Origin of the sequence: Pantoea sp. 18059 (assembly GCF_902706165.1) — a bacterium.
Lineage (GTDB): Bacteria > Pseudomonadota > Gammaproteobacteria > Enterobacterales > Enterobacteriaceae > Pantoea > Pantoea agglomerans.
The window spans coordinates 1-23,201 of the sequence record NZ_CACSJS010000007.1 but is presented as its reverse complement, the minus strand read 5'-3'; the positions used below and the strand labels follow the sequence as shown (position 1 = coordinate 23,201).

Below are 23,201 nucleotides of genomic sequence, written 5' to 3'. Positions count from 1 at the left end.
CTCAGGGGGCAACAGGTAAAGCCGTGGTGTATTTAATCTCTTCCATGGCGAAGCTGGATGTCACATCAATCAGGCCAGGCACCCCATTCACTAATCGCTTGTAGAAAGCATCATAGCTTTTCATGTCGGCCACCTGAATGCGCAGCAGGTAATCATACTCGCCTGCCATACGGTAAAAGGCCATTACCTCCGGCATGCTGCTCACCACCGAGACAAATGCCTGATACCAGTCGCGACTGTGCTGCTGCGTTTTAACAAACATAAACGCCGTCAGTGACAGTCCGATTTTATCTCCATCCAGCAACGCCACCCGTGCGCGAATAATGCCATCATCTTCAAGCTTTTTCAGGCGCTTCCAGCAGGGTGTGGTGGTGAGGTTGACGGCATCCGCCAGCGCCTGCAGCGACAGCGTGCAGTCATGCTGCAGCAGTGAGAGCAATTTAAGGTCAGTTTTATCTAACATTCGCGGCTCCGGGAGAATCATTTTCTCCATTACCGCCATTTTAGCGGTAATTGTGCAATCTCTTTTTCCTGCACGTGCCATAAAATAGCCGCATCACTTTTTTACCGGACGCCTGAGATGCACACCTGCTGGATTCGCCACGCTATCAACGAAATTAACGCTGATTTTCAACGATCGGCTGAGACCCATTTGATCCGTTTCGATCTGGCGGACTTTCCCGGTATCTGGTTCTATCTGAAAGATGAAAGTACCCATCCCAGTGGCAGTCTTAAACACCGGCTGGCACGATCCCTGTTCCTCTACGGCCTCTCCAACGGCTGGATTAAACAGGATACGCCGATTATCGAAGCCTCGTCAGGCAGCACTGCCGTTTCTGAGGCGTACTTCGCAAGGCTGCTGGGTCTGCCCTTTATTGCGGTGATGCCGGCGAGCACGGCGAAGCGTAAAATTGAGCAGATCACCTTTTATGGCGGACAGTGCCATTTTGTTGAAGATCCCTGCCAGCTCTATGCTGAATCTGAACGGCTGGCGCGGGAGCTCAATGGCCATTTTATGGATCAGTTTACCTATGCTGAACGTGCCACCGACTGGCGCGGCAATAACAATATTGCAGAGAGCATTTTCCGTCAGATGGAGCATGAACCTTATCCGATTCCCCATACGATAATCATGAGTGCGGGCACCGGCGGCACCTCAGCCACGCTGGGCCGCTATATCCGTTATCAGGGACTGGAAACCAAACTGCTGGTGGTTGATCCGCAGCATTCGGTGTTTTTTGATTACTGGCAGCAGCGTGATGCTACCCTGACCAGCGCGCGCGGCAGCATGATCGAAGGAATTGGCCGTCCGCGAGTGGAGCCGTCGTTTATGCCTGACGTGATCGACGAAATGATCAAAGTGCCGGATGGTGCAACGCTGGCCGCCATGCTGAAACTGGAAAAGATTCTGGGACGCAAGCCTGGCGCCTCTACCGGCACCAATTTCTGGGGCATGATGCAGGTGGCAAAACGCCTACGGGCAGCGAATCAGCAGGGAGCTCTGGTGACACTGCTGTGCGACAGCGGCGAACGTTATCCCGATAGCTACTATCAGCCTGAGTGGGTGGCAAAACATATTGGCGATATCACGCCATGGCAGCGCGAGCTGGAATAAAAAACCGGACATCCTGTCCGGTTCACGGCAATCCTCAGCATTCGGGGGAATACGCGAGGTCGGGTGTTGCCAGCCAGTGATTTAAATAGTGAGACACCGCCTGTGTCTCGCAATGCCCTAATACCGGCAGATGCGGTAGCGCGGCTTTCAGCTGCGCCATCGCATTGCCCATGATAAAACCCTGTCCGGCCTGCGCCAGCATCTCGCGATCGTTCATCGCATCACCAAACGCCATACACTCCGCCATGGTCAGCGACAGATGGTCACATAACAGTGCCAGCGCGCTGCCTTTATTGCAGCTGGCGGGTAACACCTCCAGACAATCCACGGCAGAGAAGCAGATGTTAGCCTGCTCGCCCAGTGCGGCATCCAGCTCTGTTTTTAGCTGACAGAGGCGCTGATGCTGATCGATAAAGCAGATTTTTGTCACCTGATGCGCGGGCAATCTTTTAAGATCGCACAGCTGATAGCCAAATCCGCTGATCTGATGGGCCACCAGCAGTTCAGGCTGTGGGTGATCGGTAAACCACCCCTGATCGTTGAAAACATGCATGGTGGCGTGCGTATCCCAGCGGCGGTGGATCACCTCTTCGGCGACCGAAGAGGGCAGATCACGCGCAAAGATCAGATTGCCCTGCCTGTCGTGTACACGGGTACCATTACCGGTAATCAGCCACGCGGGCAGTGTCATTTTTTCCCGTAAGATCTGCATCTCCAGCAGATGGCGGCCCGTCGCCAGCGCCAGATTAATGCCACGCAGATGCAACGCCTGCAGGCTATCCAGCGTCTGCTGACCCAGCTGATGATCCGGCAGCAATAATGTGCCATCCATATCGAACGCGGCTAAACGCACCATGATTTACCTCCTGCTGAAAGATGAACTCCACTATTGCCTGTTAATTGCGGAACTAATAGTGAATACTTTTAAAAAACTGTTCCGGGTTTAACATGCGCCAGCTTAACCGTCTTAATCAGTTCCAGCGTCTGTGGCAGCAGAGTCAGGGCGCCCCACAGCAAACCTGCGTGGCGGAGATGGCCCGCCACTGTATCTGCAGCGAGCGTCATCTGCGCACGTTGCTGTCACAGTGGCAGCATGCAGGCTGGCTCAGTTGGCGCGGCGAACCAGGCCGTGGCAAACAGGGACAGATAGTGTTTCTGCGCTCACCTGAACAATTACGGCAGCAGTTGCTGCAACAACAGCTCGACGCCGGAGACGCTGCTGAGGCCTTGCAGCTGCTGGATCTGCCGCCGGAAAGGCTGATCAATATGCTGCGGCCATTAATGGGTGGACAGTGGCAGAACGATACGCCGGTGCTGCGCATCCCCTACTATCGTCCGATGGAGAGCACAGAGCCGCGTCAGATTACCGGTCGGGCCGAACAGCACCTGGCTCGCCAGATCTATTCCGGTCTGACTCGCTTTGAGCAGGATGAGCCGGCCGGCGATCTGGCGCATCACTGGCAATATGACGAGGCGTCATCTGGCTGGTTATTCTGGTTACGGCCTCAGCTGATGTGGCACAACGACGAACCTGTGCAGGCCGCACAACTGGTGGCGCAGTTCCACCAGCTGTTGCGGGATAGGCGCGTCAGCATGTTACTGGCCGATGTGGTCAGCGTGGATGCGCCCCATCCGCTTGCGGTGCGTTTCGTACTGCGCCGCCCTGATTTCTGGCTGCCCCATCGGCTCGCCCACTTGTTGTGCCTGCTGCCCCATCCCATCGATCCCGTCACGGGCAGCGGGCCGTGGAAACTCAGGCACTTCAGCACCGAACTGGTCAGGATTGAAAGTCACGCGCGCTGGCATCTGCAGCGTCCTCTGCTGCAGGCGGTGGAGTACTGGATTACTCCTCAGCTGTTTGATCCCGCTCTCGGCAGCAGCTGTCGTCATCCGGTGCAGATTGCGATAGGGGATGCCACAGAGCTCAGGACGCTGCAACCGGTCAGCAGCAGTATCAGCCTCGGCTTCTGTTATCTGGTCTGCCGACCACGAGCCGGATTTACCGCTGATCAGGCTCGCACGCTTTTCCAGCTGATCCAGCAAAGCGGCATTGTCAGCCGGTTGCCTCTGGATGAGGGACTCATCACTCCCAGTAAAGAGTTGTTACCTGGCTGGAGTGTGCCGCTGATTGATGCTGTCACGGTTCCCTTACCGGCGACCCTGACGCTGCATTATCAGTTGCCGGTTGAGCTGCACCAGATGTCACAGGCGCTGGTTGCACTGTTAAAACAGCACGGCTGCACCCTGAAGGTAGTTTTTCATCCGGTAAAAAACTGGCACGGCATCGACCCGCTTGATGAGGCGGATATCGTGATGGGCGACAGACTGATTGGTGATGCGCCGGTCTTTACGCTGGCCAGCTGGTTGCAGACTGACCCGCTATGGCGACCGCTGTGGCCCACGCAGCAGGGCGAAGAGATTCAGGCGCAACTGCTGGCTATCCAGCAAATTGCTGACGACGAAACCCGTGCCCGCTCGCTGCATCAGCTTTATCATCAGCTGATGACGGGCGGCATCCTGCTGCCACTGTTCAATTATCGCTATCAAATCTACGCGCCGCCGGGCGTTGAAGGGATTGAACTGAATACGCTGGGCTGGTTCGATTTCAGCCGCGCATGGATTCCCCCGCCCATTGATCCGCCATGCAGCTGTTCAGCGGCGGACTGAGGCATTACCATAAGCGCAAAATTAATTATCAGGAAAACACCATGAAACGCGCTGTTGTAGTTTTCAGCGGTGGACAAGACTCCACTACCTGCCTGATTCAGGCCTTAGAGCAATATGATGATGTTCATTGCGTCACTTTCGACTATGGACAACGCCATCGGGAAGAGATCGATGTGGCCCGCGACCTGGCGATTAAACTGGGCGCGCGCGCGCATAAAGTGCTGGATGTCACCATGCTGAACGAACTCGCCGTCAGCAGCCTGACGCGGGATAACATTCCGGTGCCGGCTTATAATCCCGAGGCCAGTGGATTACCCAGTACGTTTGTGCCGGGACGCAATATTCTCTTTCTGACGCTGGCCTCGGTTTACGCTTATCAGGTCGAAGCGGAAGCGGTGATCACTGGCGTCTGTGAGACCGATTTCTCCGGCTATCCCGATTGCCGCGATGAGTTTGTCAAAGCGCTGAACCATGCGGTGTCGCTGGGCATGGCGCGCGATGTTCGTTTTGAGACGCCGCTGATGTGGCTCAATAAAGCGGAAACCTGGGCGCTGGCGGATTACTGGCAGCAGCTTGCGCTGGTACGCGAGCAGACGCTGACCTGCTATAACGGCGTGAAAGGTGATGGATGTGGTGAGTGTGCAGCCTGTCATTTACGGGCCAATGGCCTGCAGGGTTATCTCAACGATCGTGCTGGCGTAATGGCGGCAATGAAAGCAAAAAGCGGCCTTAACTAAGAGTGTCTGACGTGGCGGCAGAGAATCCGGGTTGCCGCCTTTTTATCGACTCATGCCATCAGACGCATCAGTCGCTCGCGCAACTCCCCTTCCAGCGCAACCGCCTTCTGAGTCCGCAAATCAATACAGACAAAAGTGAGTGCGGCATCCGCCACCACGGTCTCCTGCCCTGCCAGCAAAACCCGCTGCGCAATAATGCCGCTTTTGCCATTCAACTGCGTGATCTCACTGTCGATAGTCAGCACGTCGCCCAGCACGGCCGGGCGACGGTAGTTGATGTTGATGTTTACCACCACAAAAGCCAGTTTCTGTTCCTGCAACCAGTGGAATGCTTCCACCTCTTCCAGCCATTCCCAGCGCGCCTCCTCCAGAAACTCAAGATAGCGCGCATTATTGACGTGCTGATAGACATCCAGATGATAGCCGCGCACTTTTATGGTGGTCTGCATGGTCATGCTCTCCTGCTGCTGTGAATTAACTGGTTGGACCTGTTCACTTTAGCAGAGTCGCCTGTCTATCGTGGGTTAAGCATCACAGATGTGTACTGCTTCACAATTTCAGCCGGGCCGCATTTCGCTCTATCAGCGCATTGCCGATACCCGGCACTTCACTGAGTTGCTGAATTGCGCTAAACGGTCCGTACTGTTCGCGATAGCTCACAATTGCCTGCGCCTTTTTCAGCCCCACCCCATTCATAACGGCAGAGAGCTGTTCGGCTGTTGCTTCATTGATGCTGACCTGCTCCTGCTGTGGCTGCGCGGCTGTTTCCGGCTTCGACGCAGGGTGTGAGCTCTGCGTGACGGCTGCGCTGACAGGTTCAGGTGCCGCAGAGACGCTGCTGTGACAGAGTGCGCCGCCCAGCGCGAGTGAAAGATAGAAGGCAACGAGTTTAGGTTTAGCCATGCTGTGTTTCTCCTTGTGTGTAAACAGCAGCGACAGATTGGCACTACTGCACACAAGGCTCAAAAGCGGGATTTCAGAAATGGAAAAGGCCGCGAATGCGGCCTTTGATTGTTACAGTCGTTGCGCAGTTTCTGCGAGGCTTACTGCATTTGTGCGGCAGCGCCGTACTTAATTTTGGCCTCTTTACGCAGGTTTTGCAGTAACGCTTCAAACGCCAGCTGGGCATTATTCTGCGTGACGCCTTTGACCATTTCGTCAATCTGCGCCTGCGGCATGCTGCCGGTTTTAACTTTATCAACCGCCACCAGTACCACATTGCCCTGCATATCTTCGCTGACACCCCAGGAAGGTTTATTTTCCGCAGGCTGAGGCAGGTTAAAGGCAGTCTGTGCCACCGGATCCTGCGCATTGCGATCAACGGTCTTGCTGGCGCTCAGCGTCAGACCTGCGGCAGTCAGCGCATCCTGCTTACCGGCTTTGAGATCGGCCAGCAGCTTATCGGCCTGAGCTTTCGCCTGCTGCGTCGCTTTATCATGCTTAAGCGTGTCAGTGATCTGCGCCTTAACCTGCTCAAGCGGTTTTACCGCTTCCGGTTTATGCTCACTGATACGCAGCACAAAGGCACGGTCGCCATCGACAGTGATGATATCGGAGTTGTTGCCCGGCGCGCCGTTTTGCCCGACCAGACCGCCATTAAAGATCGCCTGCTTCACCGCATCAAAGTTAAGCTCATCTGGCAGCGTATCCTGACTGAACCAGCCAGTCTCTTTCGCTTTCAGACCAGAAGCCTGCTCTGCACCCGCCAGTGACTCATTGTCATTGCTGGCCGCTTCGCTGACTTTCTGTTGCACTTTGTAGAAGGCATCAACGCCCTTCTCCTGCTTCACTTTCGCTGCAATGGCGCTGCGCACTTCATCCAGTGGTTTAACCTGCTCTGGCTGAATATCGTCAAGACGAACCACCAGGAAGCCCACTGAAGATTTGATGACGCCTGACATCTGGCCTTTCTCAGTCAGACCGGCATTTTTCAGCTCATCCGGAGTCGTAGAGGGTTCCAGCCAGCCCATATCGCCGCCCTTACGCGCAGAGATCGGGTCAATGGATTTGGCTTTTGCCACGTCAGCGAAGCTGGCACCTGCTTTCAGCTGCGCCAGGACCGCATTGGCATCGGCTTCAGTTTTGGTCTGAATGACGCTGTAGCGCGTACGCTGTGGCTGCGAATAGTCCGCTTTATGCTGGTCGTACCAGGCCTGAATATCGGCCTCGCTGGCATCCTGCTGCATGCTGGCCGCATCCATCAGGAGGTAGCTGACACGGAACTGCTCTGGTGCCATAAAGCTGGTTTTATGCTGCTGATAATACTGACTGATTTCGTCGTCAGTGACGGCCTGCTTCGCCGCCAGTGCATTGACGTCCAGCGTCGCCTGACGAATCTCACGCTGCTGTGAAACCAGGTCCACCAGTTTGCTGGCTTCGCCTTTCAGCGTGAAGTCGGTGTTAGCCACGGCATTGATCAGCTGTTGATTGGAGAGCTGCTTACGCAGCGCTTCGGCATACTGGTCGGCGCTGAAGCCCATATTGCTGATCAGACTCAGATATTTGGCATTGTCGAATTTACCGTTGGTCTGAAAAGCCTGCTGATTGAAGATAGCCTGCTTCACCTGATCGTCGCTGATGCTGAGGTGGAGATCTTTGATGTAGCTATCAAGCAGCGCCTGATCGATTAACTGCGACAGCGCCTGCTGGCGAATCTGCTGCATGTAGCCATCGTTGCTGGCCAGCTGTGAGAACTGATCGCCCAGCATCTGCTGCTGACGACTGCGCTCGCTGTTGAACGCCTGCTCCAGCTGTCCCCGGCTAATCTCCTGGCCGTTAACTTTGGCCGCATAGTCGTTATTGCCGCCAATCAGATAGTTGCCAACGCCCGTCAGCACAAAGGAGAGGATAATCAGCCCCAAAATAATCTTGAGCACGACATGGTTCGACGCCGCGCGTAAATTGTCCATCATGGTATGGCAACACTCCGCTGTAGTGTGAATGTAAAGCTCGGTCGCAATTCGCCATTGGCTGGCGACTCACGCAACTGCTGGCTTAGCTGGCAGTCTCAATCCGGTCCAGGTCCATCTTACGGCCCGATTCTCACCGGTTAAAACAAAAAAGGCACATCTGATTGATGTGCCCGTATGTTACATGAGAACGGGTTAATCGTCCTCTAATCCACTGAAGAAAATGCGTCAATGAATCTATTCGTTGTTATTAATTGACAGCGTCTTTCAATGCTTTACCAGCACGGAAGCCTGGTACTTTACCGGCCGGGATGGTGATCTCTTTACCGGTTTGCGGGTTGCGGCCGGTACGTGCAGCGCGGTCACGCACAGAGAATGTGCCGAAACCTACCAGAGCCACTTCATCACCGTCTTTCAGCGCATCTGAAACTGAGCCCATAAATGCATCTAAAACACGTCCCGCTGCAGCTTTAGAAATATCAGCATCGGCAGCAATTTTGTCGATCAATTGTGACTTATTCACTCTCTTCATCCCCTCTTTTATTATTTCACATCGTACCCTGCATCCGGCAGGGTGCGAACGCGCAGCAAGTTATATCAAGCCTGTGGAGCCGAAACAACGGAATTTCTCTGAGAACGTCGCGTCGGCAGCCACCTAAATTAACGGCACAAAAAAAAGCTGGCAAGCGCCAATTGCCTTGCCAGCTCCGCTTTTTAACGGTTTTTGCCGTTAATCACTATTTTGCTGTTACAACCTGCATACCGTATGGCGCATTTTCCAGTGCCAGATTCAGCACCTCTTCAATGCGTTTCACCGGATGAATCTCCAGATCGGCAATCACGTTCTGTGGAATCTCTTCCAGGTCGCGCTTGTTGTCGTCAGGGATCAGCACGGTTTTAATGCCACCACGGTGCGCTGCCAGCAGTTTCTCTTTCAGCCCGCCAATCGGCAGCACCTGACCACGCAGGGTGATCTCACCGGTCATCGCCACATCCGCCCGCACCGGGTTACCGGTCAGACAGGAGACCAGCGCAGTACACATGGCGATACCGGCACTTGGACCATCTTTCGGCGTAGCGCCTTCAGGGACGTGAACGTGAATATCACGTTTTTCGTAGAAGTCACCATTGATGCCCAGCTTCTCGGCACGGGCACGCACCACGGTCAGCGCAGCCTGAATCGACTCCTGCATCACTTCACCCAGAGAACCGGTGTAAGTCAGCTTGCCTTTACCTGGTACACAGGCGGTTTCGATGGTCAGCAGATCGCCACCCACTTCGGTCCATGCCAGACCCGTTACCTGACCCACACGGTTTTCGCTGTCCGCACGACCGTAGTCGAAGCGCTGAACGCCCAGGAAATCCTTGAGGTTTTCGCCATTGATAGTGATGTGCTTTTTCGTCTTGTCCATCAGCAGCGATTTAACCGCTTTACGGCACAGTTTCGACAGCTCACGCTCAAGGCTACGCACACCGGCTTCACGGGTGTAGTAACGGATAATGCCCACAATCGCGCTGTCTTCAACCGTAATTTCATTGGCTTTCAGGGCGTTGCGCTCAATCTGCTTGGTCAGCAGATGCTGCTTAGCGATGTTCAGTTTTTCATCTTCGGTGTAACCCGACAGACGAATCACTTCCATACGGTCCAGCAGCGGTGCCGGGATGTTCATTGAGTTCGATGTAGCAACGAACATCACATCAGAGAGGTCATAGTCGACTTCCAGATAGTGGTCGTTGAACGCAATGTTCTGCTCAGGATCAAGCACTTCCAGCAGCGCTGAAGCCGGATCGCCGCGCATGTCAGAGGACATTTTGTCGATTTCATCCAGCAGGAACAGTGGGTTTTTAACCCCGACTTTCGCCATTTTCTGGATTAATTTACCCGGCATAGAGCCGATGTAAGTACGACGGTGACCGCGGATTTCAGCTTCATCACGCACGCCACCCAGCGCCATACGCACATATTTGCGTCCGGTCGCTTTGGCGATCGACTGACCGAGAGAGGTTTTACCTACCCCTGGCGGTCCCACCAGGCACAGAATCGGCCCTTTGATTTTGCTGACGCGACTCTGAACCGCAAGATACTCAAGAATACGATCCTTCACGCGCTCCAGCCCGTAATGGTCGGTATCCAGCGTCTCCTGCGCTTTACGCAGATCTTTCTTCACTTTGCTGCGCGCGTTCCACGGAACCTGCACCATCCAGTCGATATAGCCGCGAACCACGGTCGCTTCAGCGGACATCGGGGACATCATCTTCAGCTTCTGCAGCTCAGCTTCCGCTTTCTCGCGCGCTTCTTCCGGCATTTTTGCCGCGTCGATTTTGCGTTTTAACGCTTCGTACTCGTCGGGCGCGTCGTCCATCTCGCCCAGCTCTTTCTGAATCGCCTTCATCTGCTCATTCAGATAGTACTCGCGCTGGCTCTTCTCCATCTGCTTCTTAACACGGTTGCGAATGCGCTTCTCAACCTGCAGCAGATCGATTTCAGATTCCATCATCGCCATCAGATATTCCAGACGTTCGTTGACGTCGGACATCTCCAGCACAGACTGTTTGTCTGCCAGCTTCAGTGGCATATGTGCTGCGACGGTGTCGGCAAGGCGGGCCGCATCGTCAATGTTGTTCAGCGAGGTTAAAACCTCGGGTGGGATCTTCTTGTTGAGTTTGATGTAGCCTTCAAACTGATTGATCGCCGTGCGCACCAGCACTTCCTGCTCGCGCTCTTCAATCTCTGGCGAAACCAGATATTCAGCTTGTGCCACAAAATGGTCACCGTTATCGGCCAGCGTCGTAATGTGGGCGCGCTGTAAACCTTCGACCAGGACTTTGACGGTGCCATCCGGCAGTTTCAGCATTTGTAATACTGATGCAACGGTCCCTACTGAGAAGAGATCGTTAATGCCAGGTTCATCCGTTGAAGCCTCTTTCTGTGCGACCAGCATGATTTTTTTATCATGATCCATTGCGGCTTCAAGGCACCGAATTGATTTTTCCCGGCCAACAAACAACGGAATTACCATGTGCGGATAAACCACCACGTCGCGCAGCGGCAACACGGGGATTTCAATGCGTTCAGAACGCTCAGGATTCATAGAGCTCTCTCTTTGTTTAATGTCCGCCAGGTGATGGGAACCGCATCAGGCAGGTATGCAGTTAAACCCACAGGTATCTGAGTATATGGGGATGATTGTCCGACATTCAACGTCACAGAGGCGAGAAAAGCAAAAGGGGAAACATTTTCCCCTTTTTTATTACGACAAGATGGACGATCTGTTTAATTATTCGCCAGATGCCTGGGCTTCATGCTTACCGTAGATCAACATGGGCTCAGACTGACCTTCAATAACTGATTCATCAATCACTACTTTTTCCACGTCGTCCATGGAAGGCAGGTCATACATCGTTTCCAGTAACGCGCCTTCTACAATTGAACGCAGACCACGTGCACCGGTTTTACGTGACATCGCTTTCTTAGCAATGGCGGTTAACGCCTCGTCACGGAACTCCAGCTCAACGCCTTCCAGGTTAAACAGCGCCTGGTACTGTTTGGTCAGGGCGTTCTTCGGCTCACGCAGAATCTGAATCAGCGCTTCTTCGCTCAGCTCGCTCAGGGTCGCAACAACAGGCAGACGACCGATGAACTCAGGGATCAGACCAAATTTGATCAAATCTTCTGGTTCACACTGCGCAAGCAGTTCGCCTTCGCTGGCTTTCTGCGATTTCCCTTTCACGGTCGCGCCGAAGCCGATACCGGATCCGGTTTCAACACGCTGGGCGATCACTTTGTCCAGGCCGGCAAATGCGCCGCCGCAGATAAACAGAATTTTAGAGGTATCAACCTGCAAAAATTCCTGCTGCGGATGCTTACGTCCACCCTGCGGGGGAACGGCAGCCACGGTGCCTTCAATCAGTTTAAGCAGTGCCTGCTGTACGCCTTCGCCTGACACGTCACGGGTAATCGACGGGTTATCAGACTTACGTGAGATTTTGTCGATTTCATCGATGTAAACGATGCCGCGTTGTGCTTTCTGTACGTCGTAGTCGCATTTCTGCAGCAGTTTCTGGATGATGTTTTCAACATCTTCACCCACGTAACCGGCTTCAGTCAGCGTGGTGGCATCAGCCATGGTGAACGGCACATCCAGCAAGCGTGCCAGCGTTTCTGCCAGCAGCGTTTTACCACTACCGGTCGGGCCAATCAGCAGAATGTTGCTTTTGCCCAGCTCGATACCATTGCTGGTATCGCCGTTGCGCAGACGCTTGTAGTGGTTGTAAACCGCAACCGCCAGCACTTTCTTCGCTCTTTCCTGACCGATGACATAATCATCGAGGTGATGGCGAATTTCATGTGGGGTTGGCAACGCACTACGTTCACGATGCGGGGCAACTTCTTTAATCTCTTCGCGAATGATGTCGTTGCACAGGTCAACACACTCATCGCAGATATACACTGACGGCCCGGCAATCAGCTTTCGCACTTCATGCTGGCTTTTGCCGCAAAAAGAGCAGTACAGCAACTTTCCTGAACCGTCTTTGCGCTTATCTGTCATCAGTTAACCTCTTCTTGTTCTCAGGCCATACCCGCGTACGGCTCAGGCCGTGCGGAGACGGCCGAAATTCATTCAACCCATAATAGTACCGTTGTCCTGTTAACTATAGACCAGGGACAACGGTAAGTCGGGTCTTATTGACGATGCGTCAGAATTGAATCGACTAATCCATACTCTACCGCTTCATTTGCAGAGAGGAAACGGTCACGCTCGGTGTCACGCTCAATTTCTTCCAGCGTTTTACCGGTGTGCTCAGCCATCAGCTCATTCATACGCTGCTTAACTTTAAGGATTTCGCGCGCATGGATCTCGATGTCTGACGCCTGACCCTGATAACCGCCCAGCGGCTGGTGGATCATCACACGTGAGTTTGGCAGACAGAAACGTTTGCCTTTGGTCCCCGCCGTCAGCAGGAAAGCACCCATAGAACAGGCCTGACCCATACAGATAGTGCTGACATCCGGTTTGATAAATTTCATGGTGTCGTAGATCGACATACCGGCCGTGATCACACCGCCTGGCGAGTTAATGTAGAGATAGATATCTTTTTCCGGGTTTTCAGCTTCCAGAAACAGCATCTGCGCCACAATCAGATTAGCCATGTGGTCTTCGACCTGGCCAGTCAGAAAAATGACGCGCTCTTTAAGCAGACGGGAGTAGATGTCGTAAGAACGCTCACCACGCGAAGTTTGTTCAACCACCATTGGCACCAGCGCATTGTGCGGTGCTGTATATTCACGATCGCCACTGTATGACATTACCGTCTCCTGGATAAATTTCATTGGCAACATTCTGTACCGATTCTACGTAAGACGCGCGGGAAACTCCACGCCGCGCCTTTTTCCGACACCTTCAGGACGGTTAATCAGCCAGCCTCACTCTCATTTCTGCATACTCCCTGTATCTGGGGATGCTGCACGCATGTTTCAAGCATAACAATCTTTTCCCTGTTCGCTAACCCGGAAAAAGCGATGCGTGAATAATTCGCCTGTTTATTAAACAAATAGCGGCGAAGAGTGGCTATCCGGACGCAAAACACAAAAAAGCCCGCGACTTTTCAGTCACGGGCTTAGCACAGACGGTTAAATGCGTGATCAGGCCTGAGCGGTCTGATTCATCAGATCCTGGAAGTTGGTCTCTTTCTCGGTCACTTTAGCTTTCGCCAGGACCGCTTCAACCGCTTGCTCTTCCAGCGCAACGTTGCGCATATTGTTCATCAGCTCGTTATTCTTGCTGTAGAACTCGATCACTTCCTGCGGATCTTCATACGCAGAAGCCATCTCTTCAATCATGGTGCTTACGCGTGCTTCGTCAGCTTTCAGCTCGTGGGTACGAATCACTTCGCCCAGCAGCAGACCGACAACCACACGGCGTTTAGCCTGCTCTTCGAACAGTTCGCGTGGCAGTTCCAGCGCCTGCTGTTCGTTGCCACCGAAACGCTGTGCAGCCTGACGACGCAGAACGTCGATTTCGCTGTCAACCAGCGCAGCTGGCACGTCGATTTCGTTCGCTTCAACCAGACCGTCGATTGCCTGAGTTTTGATGCGATTACGGATAGCGCCTTTCAGCTCGCGATCCATGTTCTTACGCACTTCAGTACGCAGACCGGCAACTGAACCATCTTCAACGCCGAAACGTTTGATGAACTCTTCAGTCAGCTCTGGCAGTTCGCGCGTTTCAACTTTCTTCAGCACGATCTCGAACTTCGCATCTTTCCCTTTCAGGTTTTCTGCGTGGTAGTCGTCCGGGAATTTCACGTCGATAGTGAAAGTTTCGCCCGCTTTGTGACCCACAACGCCTTCTTCAAAGCCTGGGATCATGCGGCCCTGGCCCATGGCCAGAACGAAATCAGAGGCTTTGCCGCCTTCGAACTCTTCACCGTCCACAGAACCGTTGAAATCGATAGTGGCACGATCTTCCGGACCTGCTGCAGCGTCGCTTTCGATCCAGTTGGCCTGCTGCTTGCGCAGAGTGTCCAGCATGGTATCAACGTCAGCATCAGTTACTTCAACGACAGGTTTTTCGACTTCGATGTTTTCCAGGCCTTTCAGCTCAACTTCCGGATAGACTTCGAATTCAACCGCGTAGGTGAAATCCTGACCTTCTTTGTATTCGCCTGGCACGTAGTTCGGTGCGCCAGCCGGATTAATTTTTTCTTTGATGATGGCGTCAACAAAGTTGCGCGTCATCAGCTCGCCCAGCACGTCCTGACGGACAGAAGCGCCGTAACGCTGTGCCACGATGTTCATCGGCACTTTGCCTTTACGGAAACCATCGATGCGAACTTTCCTGGCAACGTCAACCAGTTCTTTTTTTACAGCGCTTTCGATGCTGTCAGCAGCGACAGTAATCGTAATGCGACGGCCCAGGCCCTGAGTGGTTTCTACAGAAACTTGCATCTTGTTACCTCAAAAAATCACGTGCTCGGTCAACTTCAGACACCACACATAGTGAAATGCGCCGTATCCAACAACCGGGACGGCTTCCGTGAAGAGAACCTGATCCCTGTTACCAGAAGCGTCCCGAAGACATTCCGGAAAAATAGACGCAGCATTATAGCGGCATCGCTGGAATGAGTCGAGGATGCTAACTCACCACTTTTCAGCAGGTTTGCTGCTTTTTTGAGCCAGGGATCGCGTTTTTCGCTAAATAACAGAAAAAACGGCCCGCAGGCCGTTTCAGAGAAGGGAGATCAGGCGAGTGTTCCGGCACCACGACAGTTAGGCGAAGCCAGTACGGTATCCTGCAACCCTTCCCACTCTTTCAGGGTATAAGTATGCAGGGCCAGGGCATGTACGCTGCCCGCTAACTCAGCGGCCAGTTCGCCATAAATCAGGCGATGACGCGCCAGAAAGCGCTGGCCTGCAAAGCAGTCGCTCACGATGACCACTTTGAAGTGACTTTCCGATCCGGCAGGAACGTTGTGCCGGTAACTTTCGTCGTGCACTTCCAGATGAGCTGGCTGAAACGCCACACGCAGCTTTTCTTCTATTTGTTCGCGGATCATGGCTATTACTCCTCAATGGCGAGCGCAGTGCCCCATCTCATTCAATCTTAGTCGCTTTTAGTGCGCTTACCCGCAAGCGCACGCTAAATATTGCATTTTATGTCAGGCCGCTTCCGGCACGCATAATAACGCAGCTGAAACGAACAGCAAACCGACCTGTCAGAGAAGAGGCTTAAAACGGTTTCAGACACAATTTCACCGGCAACAGGGCTTTTTTCACTGCCGGGCAATGCTATGATGACCGCAGTTTTTGCAAACCAACCCCCTGACACCAACGAGAAAAAGTATGTTGAAAAAACTGTTATTCCCACTGTTGGCTGCGTTCATTTTAGCCGGCTGTGCAACCAGCAATAATACCCTGACTATCCAGCCTAAAATTCAGTTACCGCAGCAGGACCCAGGCCTGATGGGCGTGACTGTCAGCATCAACGGTGCCGACCAGCGTAAAGATCAGGCGCTGGCAAAAGTAAACCGTGATGGTCAGTTAGTGACCTTAACGTCATCGCGTGACCTGCGCTTCCTGCTGCAGGAAGTGCTGGAGAAGCAGATGACAGCACGCGGCTATATGATTGGTCCTAATGGCGCGGTCGATCTGCAGATTGTGGTGAACAACCTCTATGCCGACGTCACTCAGGGCAATGTGCGCTACAGCATCACCACCAAAGCGGACATCTCTATTATCGCAACAGCGAAAAACGGCAACAAACAGGTTAAAAACTACCGCCAGACTTACAGCGTAGAAGGCGCGTTCAACGCCAATAACCAGAAGATTACCAACGCGGTGAACGCCACTATGAGCGATGTGATCGCGGATATGGCTCAGGACACCAGCGTCAACGACTTCATCAAGCAGAACGCCCGTTAATTCAGTCTCTCCTCTGCCCTGCCTTGCGCAGGGCTTTTTGTTATCTGCAGGATCCGCATGAACCACTATCTTCGCCTCTTCAGCCAGAAAAACGCCGCCGTATTGCTGCTTCTTGGTTTTGCTTCCGGACTGCCGCTGGCCCTGACATCGGGCACGTTGCAGGCGTGGATGACGGTGGAAAATGTCGACCTGAAAACCATCGGCTTCTTTTCGCTGGTCGGCCAGGCCTATGTCTTTAAGTTTCTCTGGTCACCGATGATGGACCGCTATACGCCGCCGTTTCTGGGCCGGCGTCGCGGCTGGTTACTGGTCAGTCAGCTGGCGCTGGTTGGCGGGATAATCGCGATGGGATTTCTGCAACCGGGACGCGATCTTACCCTGATGGCCGCGCTGGCCGTGCTGATTGCCTTCTGCTCCGCCTCACAGGACATCGTTTTTGACGCATGGAAAACGGACATCCTGCCGCCTGAAGAGCGTGGCAGCGGCGCGGCGATTACCGTGCTGGGGTATCGACTGGCAATGCTGATTTCCGGCGGGCTGGCGTTGTGGCTGGCTGACCGCTACCTCGGCTGGCAGGCAACCTACTGGCTGATGGCGCTGATGATGGTGCCGGGCATTATCGCCACGCTGGTGGCGAGCGAGCCAGATACCCGTATCTCCACACCCCATTCACTGCGTCAGGCGGTGGTCGATCCACTAAAAGATTTCTTTCAGCGCAACAACGCCTGGCTGCTGATTACCCTGATTATTCTTTACAAGCTAGGCGATGCGTTTGCCGCCTCGCTGACCACCACTTTTTTGATTCGCGGCGTGGGCTTCAACGCCGGTGACGTCGGTCTGGTCAACAAGACGCTGGGTCTGCTGGCGACCATTATCGGGGCGCTCTATGGCGGCGTACTGATGCAGCGTCTGAGCCTGTTCCGGGCGCTAATGATTTTCGGTCTGCTGCAGGCTGTCTCGAACTTTGGTTACTGGCTGCTGGCGGTGACCGACAAACAGTTGTGGAGCATGGCCAGCGCGGTCTTTGTTGAAAATCTCTGTGGCGGCATGGGCACCGCGGCCTTTGTGGCGCTGTTAATGACGCTGTGCAATAAGTCGTTCTCCGCTACCCAGTTCGCACTGTTGTCGGCGCTCTCAGCGGTGGGTCGGGTCTATGTTGGCCCGGCGGCGGGCTGGCTGGTGGAACTCTGGGGCTGGCCGACCTTTTATGCTTTCACGGTGATGGCGGGTCTGCCGGGCCTGGTACTGCTGGCTTTTTGCCGACAAACATTGAATCAGGTCGAGCAAAGTGGCAATTTTCTGACACGTAGCTACTATCCTCATGGCTATCGCTGGACTAATCGTCTGTTTGCAGCCGGATGCGGCGTGCTGGCACTCTGGCTGGTGGCTCTGGCACTGAATGCGTTGGGCGTGACGGCGCTGACACCGCTGCTTACCCGCCTGTTTGAGCTGGGTATGACACTCGCCCTGCTGGCGGTGCTTTCGGGAGTGTTGCTGGACTATCGGGCGCTGAAGAGAACCCCTGCGTTGCCTGCATCAGATGCTTAAGTGAAATCGATAGGTTTACGGGCTGCGGCTTATTTTATGACACCCCGATAAGTCGCCGCCATTTATCATCGCGTGTTATTTTTTAAAAATAACAATATGACCTGAGGAGGCGTAGCGGAAATACTAAAAACCGGTGAGCAATTACTTTAGTTAAATTTCATCGCGCAAATGATGCAGACTTGTTAAATATTTGGGAGTTAAAAGTAAGGGTTATTCCTTTCCCTGATTTTTTTACGGTTACTTCCATTGGTTTTTGTTATATTGATGCCAACTGCTTGTCTGCGTTAATTATTTGTCACCTGGCGCAACATCTGTGACACCCTTAGCAAAAGGTGTCAACACGTATCTGACACATCCTTAAGCTGGTTTACACTGCATAAACCTTCCCGTAAAATGCGCGCACACTTAAACGACAATAGAGCCCTTTGTCATTGAGGTCGTTAAATGAGACTCAGTAAATACAATAAAAGTTTGGGGATTTTGTCATTAATTGCAGGCACTTTATTAATGAGTGGCTGCGATAGTGCATTGTTAAATCCCAAAGGACAGATTGCACTGGAGCAACGTTCGCTGATACTGACTGCCTTTGGCCTGATGTTGATCGTCGTCATCCCCGCAGTCCTGATGGCCGTGGTGTTTGCCTGGAAATATCGGGCGTCCAACACGAATGCGAAGTACAGCCCTAACTGGTCACACTCTAACAAAGTGGAAGCCGTGGTCTGGACCATTCCGATCCTGATCATTCTCTTCCTCAGCGTGCTGACCTGGAAATCAACCCACGCACTGGAGCCCAGCAAACCGCTGCAATCTGATGTGAAACCGGTTGAGATCGATGTGGTTGCACTGGACTGGAAATGGTTGTTCATTTACCCGGAACAGGGTATTGCGACCGTGAACCAGATTGCTTTCCCGGCAAATACTCCGGTGAACTTCAAAATCACGTCTAACTCCGTCATGAACTCTTTCTTCATCCCAACGCTCGGCAGCCAGATTTATGCGATGGCTGGTATGCAGACCAAGCTGCATCTGATTGCAAATGAGCCGGGAATTTTCGACGGTATCTCTGCGAACTTCAGTGGTCGTGGTTTCTCTGGCATGAAGTTTAAAGCCATTGCAACCAAAGACGATGCGGAATTCCAGCAGTGGGTGGCTAAAGTTAAAGCAGCCCCTAACACGCTGAACACTATGGATGATTTCGAGAAAGTGGCTGTGCCAAGCGAAAATCACCCGGTGGAATATTTCTCTTCAGCTGATCCGAAACTGTTCATGCAAGTCATCGACAAGTTCAAGATGAGCCACGGGAAAATGGACATGCCAAAACATGAAGGTATGGACATGAGTCACGCCGCTTCCGCGGGAGCCGAGGAATAATACGATGTTCGGAAAATTAACACTTGATGCAGTGCCGTACCATGAGCCGATTATCATGGTTACGGTTGCCGCTATCCTGATAGGTGGTGCAGCGCTGGTTGCTGCGCTCACCTATTTTGGTAAGTGGAAATATCTGTGGTCTGAATGGCTGACGTCAGTCGACCACAAACGCCTGGGTATCATGTACATCATCATGGCGTTCGTCATGCTGATTCGTGGTTTCGCTGATGCCATTATGATGCGTACCCAGCAGGTTATGGCTTCGGCCGGTGAAGCGGGCATTCTGCCACCGCACCACTACGACCAGATCTTTACCGCGCATGGCGTGATTATGATCTTCTTCGTGGCGATGCCGTTTGTGGTTGGCCTGATGAACATCGCGGTTCCGTTGCAGATTGGTGCACGTGACGTTGCGTTCCCGTTCCTGAACAACCTGAGCTTCTGGTTTACTGCGGTCGGTGTGATCCTGGTTAACCTGTCTCTGGGTGTGGGCGAGTTCGCACAGACCGGCTGGCTGGCTTATCCGCCGCTCTCCGGCGCGGAGTACAGTCCCGGGGTCGGGGTCGATTACTGGATCTGGAGCCTTCAGCTTTCAGGTATTGGTACGACCTTAACCGGTATTAACTTCTTCGTGACCATCCTGAAGATGCGTGCACCGGGCATGAGCCTGTTCAAAATGCCGGTATTTACCTGGACCGCGCTGTGCACCAACGTCCTGATCATCGCTGCGTTCCCGGTTCTTACCGTGACCCTGGCGCTGTTGACCCTTGATCGTTATCTCGGCTTCCATTTCTTCACCAATGAAATGGGCGGGAACATGATGATGTACGTCAACCTGATCTGGGTCTGGGGCCATCCGGAAGTGTATATCCTGGTACTGCCGGTGTTTGGTGTGTTCGCAGAAATTACCGCGACCTTCTCCAAAAAACGTCTGTTTGGTTATACCTCACTGGTGTGGGCGACCATCGCCATTACCGTGCTGTCGTTTATCGTCTGGTTGCACCACTTCTTCACCATGGGTGCAGGTGCCAACGTTAACGCCTTCTTCGGTATCATGACGATGATCATCGCGATTCCGACCGGGGTTAAAATCTTTAACTGGCTGTTCACCATGTATCAGGGCCGCATTCAGATGCACTCTGCCATGCTGTGGACCGTTGGCTTCCTGGTAACCTTCTCTGTAGGGGGTATGACCGGCGTACTGCTGGCCGTTCCGGGTGCTGACTTTATTCTGCACAACAGCCTGTTCCTGATTGCACACTTCCATAACGTTATCATCGGTGGTGTGGTGTTCGGTTGTATGGCGGGCGTGACCTACTGGTTCCCGAAAGCATTTGGCTTCACCCTGAACGAAACCTGGGGCAAGCGCGCATTCTGGTTCTGGATCATTGGCTTCTTCGTTGCCTTTATGCCGCTGTACGCACTGGGCTTCATGGGTATGACACGTCGTCTGAGCCAGGATATCGATCCACAGTTCCACACCTTACTGGTGGTAGCTGCGGGCGGTGCCGGTCTGATTGCGCTGGGTATTCTGTGTCAGCTGACCATGTTCTACGTCTCGGTACGTGACCGCGATCAGAACCGTGATGTGACGGGTGACCCATGGGGCGGTCGTACGCTGGAGTGGGCAACCTCTTCACCACCACCGTTCTATAACTTTGCTGTCATCCCGCATGTGCATGAGCGTGACGCTTTCTGGGAAATGAAAGAGAAAGGCGAAGCGTACAAACAGCCGGAATCTTATGAAGAGATTCATATGCCGAAAAACAGCGGTGCCGCAATTATCATCTGCGCATTTGCAACGGTAATGGGTTTCGCGCTGATCTGGCATATCTGGTGGCTGGCGGGTGTTTCATTCCTCGGCATGATCGTTTCCTGGATCGTGAAGAGCTTCGACGAAGACGTGGATTACTACGTTCCGGTTGCCGAAGTTCAGAAGATTGAGAACCAGCACTTTGACGAAATCAGCAAAGCAGGTCTGAAATAATGTCAACTGAAACTCTGATTAAACATCACCACGACGCCCATGCGGAGCATGGGCATCACGATGCAGGAGCCAATAAAGTCTTTGGCTTCTGGATCTACCTGATGAGTGACTGCATTATCTTCGCAACCCTGTTTGCGACCTATGCTGTCATGGTCAACAACACTGCCGGTGGCCCGGCAGGTAAAGATATCTTTGAGCTGCCGTTTGTTCTGGTAGAAACCGCCCTGCTGCTGTTGAGTTCGATCACTTACGGCATGGCTGTTATCTCCATGAACAAGGAGCAAAAAGGTGCCGTTATCGGCTGGCTGGCGCTGACCTTCCTGTTCGGTCTGGGCTTCATCGGAATGGAAATCTATGAATTCCATCATCTGATTGCTGAAGGCTTTGGTCCGGATCGCAGTGGCTTCCTGTCTGGCTTCTTTACGCTGGTCGGTACCCACGGTCTGCACGTGACCTCAGGTCTGATCTGGATGCTGGTTCTGATGTTCCAGATTTCCAAACGTGGCCTGAACGCGACTAACCGCACTCGTATCATGTGTCTGAGCCTGTTCTGGCACTTCCTGGACGTGGTCTGGATTTGCGTCTTCACCGTTGTTTACCTGATGGGAGCCATGTAATGAGTCATTCTGTTAACGAACATGGCGCTTCACACGGTAGCGTGAAGTCCTACATGATCGGCTTCATCCTCTCTATCATCCTGACGGCGATCCCGTTCTGGATGGTAATGGATGGCAGTGCATCTCACGGTACTATCCTTGGTGTTGTTCTGGTATGTGCGGTGATTCAGGTGCTGGTTCACCTGGTCTACTTCCTGCACTTAGACAGCAAATCTGAGGGTGGCTGGAACATGGTAGCCATTGTCTTCTCGGCCATCATCATCCTGATTGTCGTAGTAGGCTCACTGTGGATCATGTGGAACCTCAACTACAACATGATGCCTCACTAAAGAGTCACGCGTAATGTTTAAGCAATACCTGCAAGTTACAAAACCAGGAATTATTTTCGGGAATTTAATTTCTGTGATCGGCGGATTTCTGTTGGCTTCCAAAGGCAACACGGATTACGCCCTGTTTCTCATCACCCTGGTGGGCGTGTCACTGGTGGTTGCATCGGGTTGTGTGTTTAACAACGTGATCGACCGCGACATTGACATCAAGATGGAGAGAACCAGGAATCGGGTGCTGGTAAAAGGCCTCATCTCCGCGAAAGTAAGCCTGGTTTATGCCACTGTGCTGGGTATTGCTGGCTTTGCGTTGCTCTACTTCGGTGCTAATCCGCTGGCCATGTGGCTGGCGGTGATGGGCTTCGTGGTGTACGTGGGCATCTACAGTCTCTACATGAAGCGTAATTCCGTTTACGGTACGCTGATTGGCAGTCTGTCGGGTGCTGCGCCGCCGGTTATCGGCTACTGCGCGGTCTCTAACCAGTTTGATGCTGGCGCACTCATCCTGCTGGCGATCTTTAGCCTGTGGCAGATGCCGCATTCGTACGCGATTGCCATCTTCCGCTTTAAAGATTACCAGGCAGCGAACATCCCGGTTCTGCCGGTGGTGAAAGGCATTTCCGTGGCTAAAAATCATATTACGCTCTATATCCTGGCGTTTATGATTGCCACGCTGATGCTGACGCTGGGAGGCTACGCGGGCTACAAATATCTGGTGGTGGCTGCTGCGGTCAGCGTCTGGTGGCTGGGCATGGCGTTATCGGGTTATAAAACCGCTGATGACCGTGTCTGGGCGCGTAAACTGTTTGTCTTCTCTATCGTGACCATCACCGCACTGAGCGTGATGATGTCGGTGGATTCGATGGCTCCGGCCTCGAAGGACCTGCTGACTTACGTCTGGTAACCGGCACCGATACAGCATGAAAAGGGCGCGATTTTCGCGCCCTTTCTTTTTGTTACCACTGCTTAAAAACTATTGTTTCTGTCTCTTATACACCTCTG

The 23,201-nt window shown here is 53.2% G+C and carries 21 protein-coding genes; 10 read left to right on the top strand and 11 right to left on the bottom strand.

Features of this window, described 5'->3' with window-relative positions:
• Window position 1: 1 nt before the first annotated feature.
• Window positions 2-463 (bottom strand): Lrp/AsnC family transcriptional regulator, encoded by a 462-nt coding sequence (locus GVJ63_RS17080; RefSeq protein WP_010671213.1) that lies wholly within the window; start codon window positions 461-463, stop codon window positions 2-4.
• 117 nt (window positions 464-580) lie between these two features.
• Between GVJ63_RS17080 and GVJ63_RS17075 the strand changes: the two genes are divergently transcribed.
• On the top strand, window positions 581-1,615 hold the full coding sequence (locus GVJ63_RS17075) for a PLP-dependent cysteine synthase family protein (RefSeq protein ID WP_010255863.1): 1,035 nt from the start codon (window positions 581-583) through the stop codon (window positions 1,613-1,615).
• 34 nt (window positions 1,616-1,649) lie between these two features.
• Here GVJ63_RS17075 and cof read toward each other — a convergent pair whose 3' ends face one another.
• Complete coding sequence (gene cof, locus GVJ63_RS17070; protein ID WP_159227155.1) at window positions 1,650-2,471, bottom strand: HMP-PP phosphatase; 822 nt, start codon at window positions 2,469-2,471, stop codon at window positions 1,650-1,652.
• A 92-nt stretch (window positions 2,472-2,563) separates the two neighbouring features.
• Here cof and GVJ63_RS17065 point away from each other — a divergent pair, with 92 nt between their 5' ends.
• Together GVJ63_RS17065 and queC are read left to right on the top strand one after the other, a co-directional pair.
• Entirely contained in the window at window positions 2,564-4,282 is a 1,719-nt protein-coding gene (locus GVJ63_RS17065; RefSeq protein ID WP_159227154.1) for an SgrR family transcriptional regulator, read from the top strand.
• Window positions 4,283-4,323: 41 nt separating this feature from the next.
• The gene (gene queC / locus GVJ63_RS17060) at window positions 4,324-5,019 is read left to right on the top strand and encodes a 7-cyano-7-deazaguanine synthase QueC (RefSeq protein ID WP_031592184.1); all 696 of its coding nucleotides are present in this window, start codon (window positions 4,324-4,326) and stop codon (window positions 5,017-5,019) included.
• A gap of 50 nt (window positions 5,020-5,069) precedes the next feature.
• Here the strand turns inward: queC and GVJ63_RS17055 are convergent, their stop codons facing one another.
• From GVJ63_RS17055 to bolA, 9 genes are all read right to left on the bottom strand, one after another.
• Complete coding sequence (locus tag GVJ63_RS17055; protein WP_010671209.1) at window positions 5,070-5,468, bottom strand: YbgC/FadM family acyl-CoA thioesterase; 399 nt, start codon at window positions 5,466-5,468, stop codon at window positions 5,070-5,072.
• 100 nt (window positions 5,469-5,568) lie between these two features.
• Window positions 5,569-5,922 (bottom strand): helix-hairpin-helix domain-containing protein, encoded by a 354-nt coding sequence (locus GVJ63_RS17050; protein WP_060679592.1) that lies wholly within the window; start codon window positions 5,920-5,922, stop codon window positions 5,569-5,571.
• Between the two features lie 140 nt (window positions 5,923-6,062).
• On the bottom strand, window positions 6,063-7,931 hold the full coding sequence (gene ppiD / locus GVJ63_RS17045) for a peptidylprolyl isomerase (RefSeq protein WP_010255421.1): 1,869 nt from the start codon (window positions 7,929-7,931) through the stop codon (window positions 6,063-6,065).
• Between the two features lie 247 nt (window positions 7,932-8,178).
• Complete coding sequence (gene hupB / locus GVJ63_RS17040) at window positions 8,179-8,451, bottom strand: nucleoid-associated protein HU-beta (protein ID WP_009091701.1); 273 nt, start codon at window positions 8,449-8,451, stop codon at window positions 8,179-8,181.
• A gap of 214 nt (window positions 8,452-8,665) precedes the next feature.
• A complete protein-coding gene (gene lon / locus GVJ63_RS17035) occupies window positions 8,666-11,020 on the bottom strand; it encodes an endopeptidase La (protein ID WP_010255415.1) in 2,355 nt (784 codons plus the stop codon).
• A gap of 186 nt (window positions 11,021-11,206) precedes the next feature.
• Window positions 11,207-12,478 (bottom strand): ATP-dependent protease ATP-binding subunit ClpX, encoded by a 1,272-nt coding sequence (gene clpX / locus GVJ63_RS17030; RefSeq protein WP_010671205.1) that lies wholly within the window; start codon window positions 12,476-12,478, stop codon window positions 11,207-11,209.
• Between the two features lie 134 nt (window positions 12,479-12,612).
• Window positions 12,613-13,236, bottom strand: coding sequence for an ATP-dependent Clp endopeptidase proteolytic subunit ClpP (gene clpP / locus GVJ63_RS17025; protein ID WP_010255410.1), 624 nt, complete (start codon window positions 13,234-13,236; stop codon window positions 12,613-12,615).
• Between the two features lie 336 nt (window positions 13,237-13,572).
• Entirely contained in the window at window positions 13,573-14,877 is a 1,305-nt protein-coding gene (gene tig, locus GVJ63_RS17020) for a trigger factor (RefSeq protein WP_010255408.1), read from the bottom strand.
• A 293-nt stretch (window positions 14,878-15,170) separates the two neighbouring features.
• Window positions 15,171-15,485, bottom strand: coding sequence for a transcriptional regulator BolA (gene bolA / locus GVJ63_RS17015; RefSeq protein WP_008924895.1), 315 nt, complete (start codon window positions 15,483-15,485; stop codon window positions 15,171-15,173).
• A gap of 286 nt (window positions 15,486-15,771) precedes the next feature.
• Between bolA and GVJ63_RS17010 the strand changes: the two genes are divergently transcribed.
• From GVJ63_RS17010 to cyoE, 7 genes are all read left to right on the top strand, one after another.
• Window positions 15,772-16,350, top strand: coding sequence for a lipoprotein (locus GVJ63_RS17010; protein ID WP_010255406.1), 579 nt, complete (start codon window positions 15,772-15,774; stop codon window positions 16,348-16,350).
• Window positions 16,351-16,407: 57 nt separating this feature from the next.
• Complete coding sequence (gene ampG, locus GVJ63_RS17005) at window positions 16,408-17,898, top strand: muropeptide MFS transporter AmpG (protein WP_010671204.1); 1,491 nt, start codon at window positions 16,408-16,410, stop codon at window positions 17,896-17,898.
• 444 nt (window positions 17,899-18,342) lie between these two features.
• Window positions 18,343-19,269 (top strand): cytochrome o ubiquinol oxidase subunit II, encoded by a 927-nt coding sequence (cyoA, locus tag GVJ63_RS17000; protein ID WP_010255402.1) that lies wholly within the window; start codon window positions 18,343-18,345, stop codon window positions 19,267-19,269.
• 4 nt (window positions 19,270-19,273) lie between these two features.
• On the top strand, window positions 19,274-21,256 hold the full coding sequence (cyoB, locus tag GVJ63_RS16995; RefSeq protein WP_010255400.1) for a cytochrome o ubiquinol oxidase subunit I: 1,983 nt from the start codon (window positions 19,274-19,276) through the stop codon (window positions 21,254-21,256).
• A complete protein-coding gene (locus tag GVJ63_RS16990; RefSeq protein WP_009091720.1) occupies window positions 21,256-21,873 on the top strand; it encodes a cytochrome o ubiquinol oxidase subunit III in 618 nt (205 codons plus the stop codon). Before cyoB ends, GVJ63_RS16990 begins: the two co-directional genes overlap by 1 nt.
• Window positions 21,873-22,202, top strand: coding sequence for a cytochrome o ubiquinol oxidase subunit IV (locus tag GVJ63_RS16985; protein ID WP_008924889.1), 330 nt, complete (start codon window positions 21,873-21,875; stop codon window positions 22,200-22,202). Before GVJ63_RS16990 ends, GVJ63_RS16985 begins: the two co-directional genes overlap by 1 nt.
• A gap of 13 nt (window positions 22,203-22,215) precedes the next feature.
• Entirely contained in the window at window positions 22,216-23,103 is an 888-nt protein-coding gene (gene cyoE / locus GVJ63_RS16980; RefSeq protein WP_010255394.1) for a heme o synthase, read from the top strand.
• The last annotated feature ends 98 nt before the right edge of the window (window positions 23,104-23,201 follow it).

Excerpts from the sequence above, each read along its gene's own strand:
- GVJ63_RS17080 (WP_010671213.1), bottom strand. The coding sequence starts at position 463 with ATGTTAGATAAAACTGACCTTAAATTGCTCTCACTGCTGCAGCATGAC.
- GVJ63_RS17075 (WP_010255863.1), top strand. The coding sequence starts at position 581 with ATGCACACCTGCTGGATTCGCCACGCTATCAACGAAATTAACGCTGAT.
- cof (WP_159227155.1), bottom strand. The coding sequence starts at position 2,471 with ATGGTGCGTTTAGCCGCGTTCGATATGGATGGCACATTATTGCTGCCG.
- GVJ63_RS17065 (WP_159227154.1), top strand. The coding sequence starts at position 2,564 with ATGCGCCAGCTTAACCGTCTTAATCAGTTCCAGCGTCTGTGGCAGCAG.
- queC (WP_031592184.1), top strand. The coding sequence starts at position 4,324 with ATGAAACGCGCTGTTGTAGTTTTCAGCGGTGGACAAGACTCCACTACC.
- GVJ63_RS17055 (WP_010671209.1), bottom strand. The coding sequence starts at position 5,468 with ATGCAGACCACCATAAAAGTGCGCGGCTATCATCTGGATGTCTATCAG.
- GVJ63_RS17050 (WP_060679592.1), bottom strand. The coding sequence starts at position 5,922 with ATGGCTAAACCTAAACTCGTTGCCTTCTATCTTTCACTCGCGCTGGGC.
- ppiD (WP_010255421.1), bottom strand. The coding sequence starts at position 7,931 with ATGATGGACAATTTACGCGCGGCGTCGAACCATGTCGTGCTCAAGATT.
- lon (WP_010255415.1), bottom strand. The coding sequence starts at position 11,020 with ATGAATCCTGAGCGTTCTGAACGCATTGAAATCCCCGTGTTGCCGCTG.
- clpX (WP_010671205.1), bottom strand. The coding sequence starts at position 12,478 with ATGACAGATAAGCGCAAAGACGGTTCAGGAAAGTTGCTGTACTGCTCT.
- clpP (WP_010255410.1), bottom strand. The coding sequence starts at position 13,236 with ATGTCATACAGTGGCGATCGTGAATATACAGCACCGCACAATGCGCTG.
- tig (WP_010255408.1), bottom strand. The coding sequence starts at position 14,877 with ATGCAAGTTTCTGTAGAAACCACTCAGGGCCTGGGCCGTCGCATTACG.
- bolA (WP_008924895.1), bottom strand. The coding sequence starts at position 15,485 with ATGATCCGCGAACAAATAGAAGAAAAGCTGCGTGTGGCGTTTCAGCCA.
- GVJ63_RS17010 (WP_010255406.1), top strand. The coding sequence starts at position 15,772 with ATGTTGAAAAAACTGTTATTCCCACTGTTGGCTGCGTTCATTTTAGCC.
- ampG (WP_010671204.1), top strand. The coding sequence starts at position 16,408 with ATGAACCACTATCTTCGCCTCTTCAGCCAGAAAAACGCCGCCGTATTG.
- cyoA (WP_010255402.1), top strand. The coding sequence starts at position 18,343 with ATGAGACTCAGTAAATACAATAAAAGTTTGGGGATTTTGTCATTAATT.
- cyoB (WP_010255400.1), top strand. The coding sequence starts at position 19,274 with ATGTTCGGAAAATTAACACTTGATGCAGTGCCGTACCATGAGCCGATT.
- GVJ63_RS16990 (WP_009091720.1), top strand. The coding sequence starts at position 21,256 with ATGTCAACTGAAACTCTGATTAAACATCACCACGACGCCCATGCGGAG.
- GVJ63_RS16985 (WP_008924889.1), top strand. The coding sequence starts at position 21,873 with ATGAGTCATTCTGTTAACGAACATGGCGCTTCACACGGTAGCGTGAAG.
- cyoE (WP_010255394.1), top strand. The coding sequence starts at position 22,216 with ATGTTTAAGCAATACCTGCAAGTTACAAAACCAGGAATTATTTTCGGG.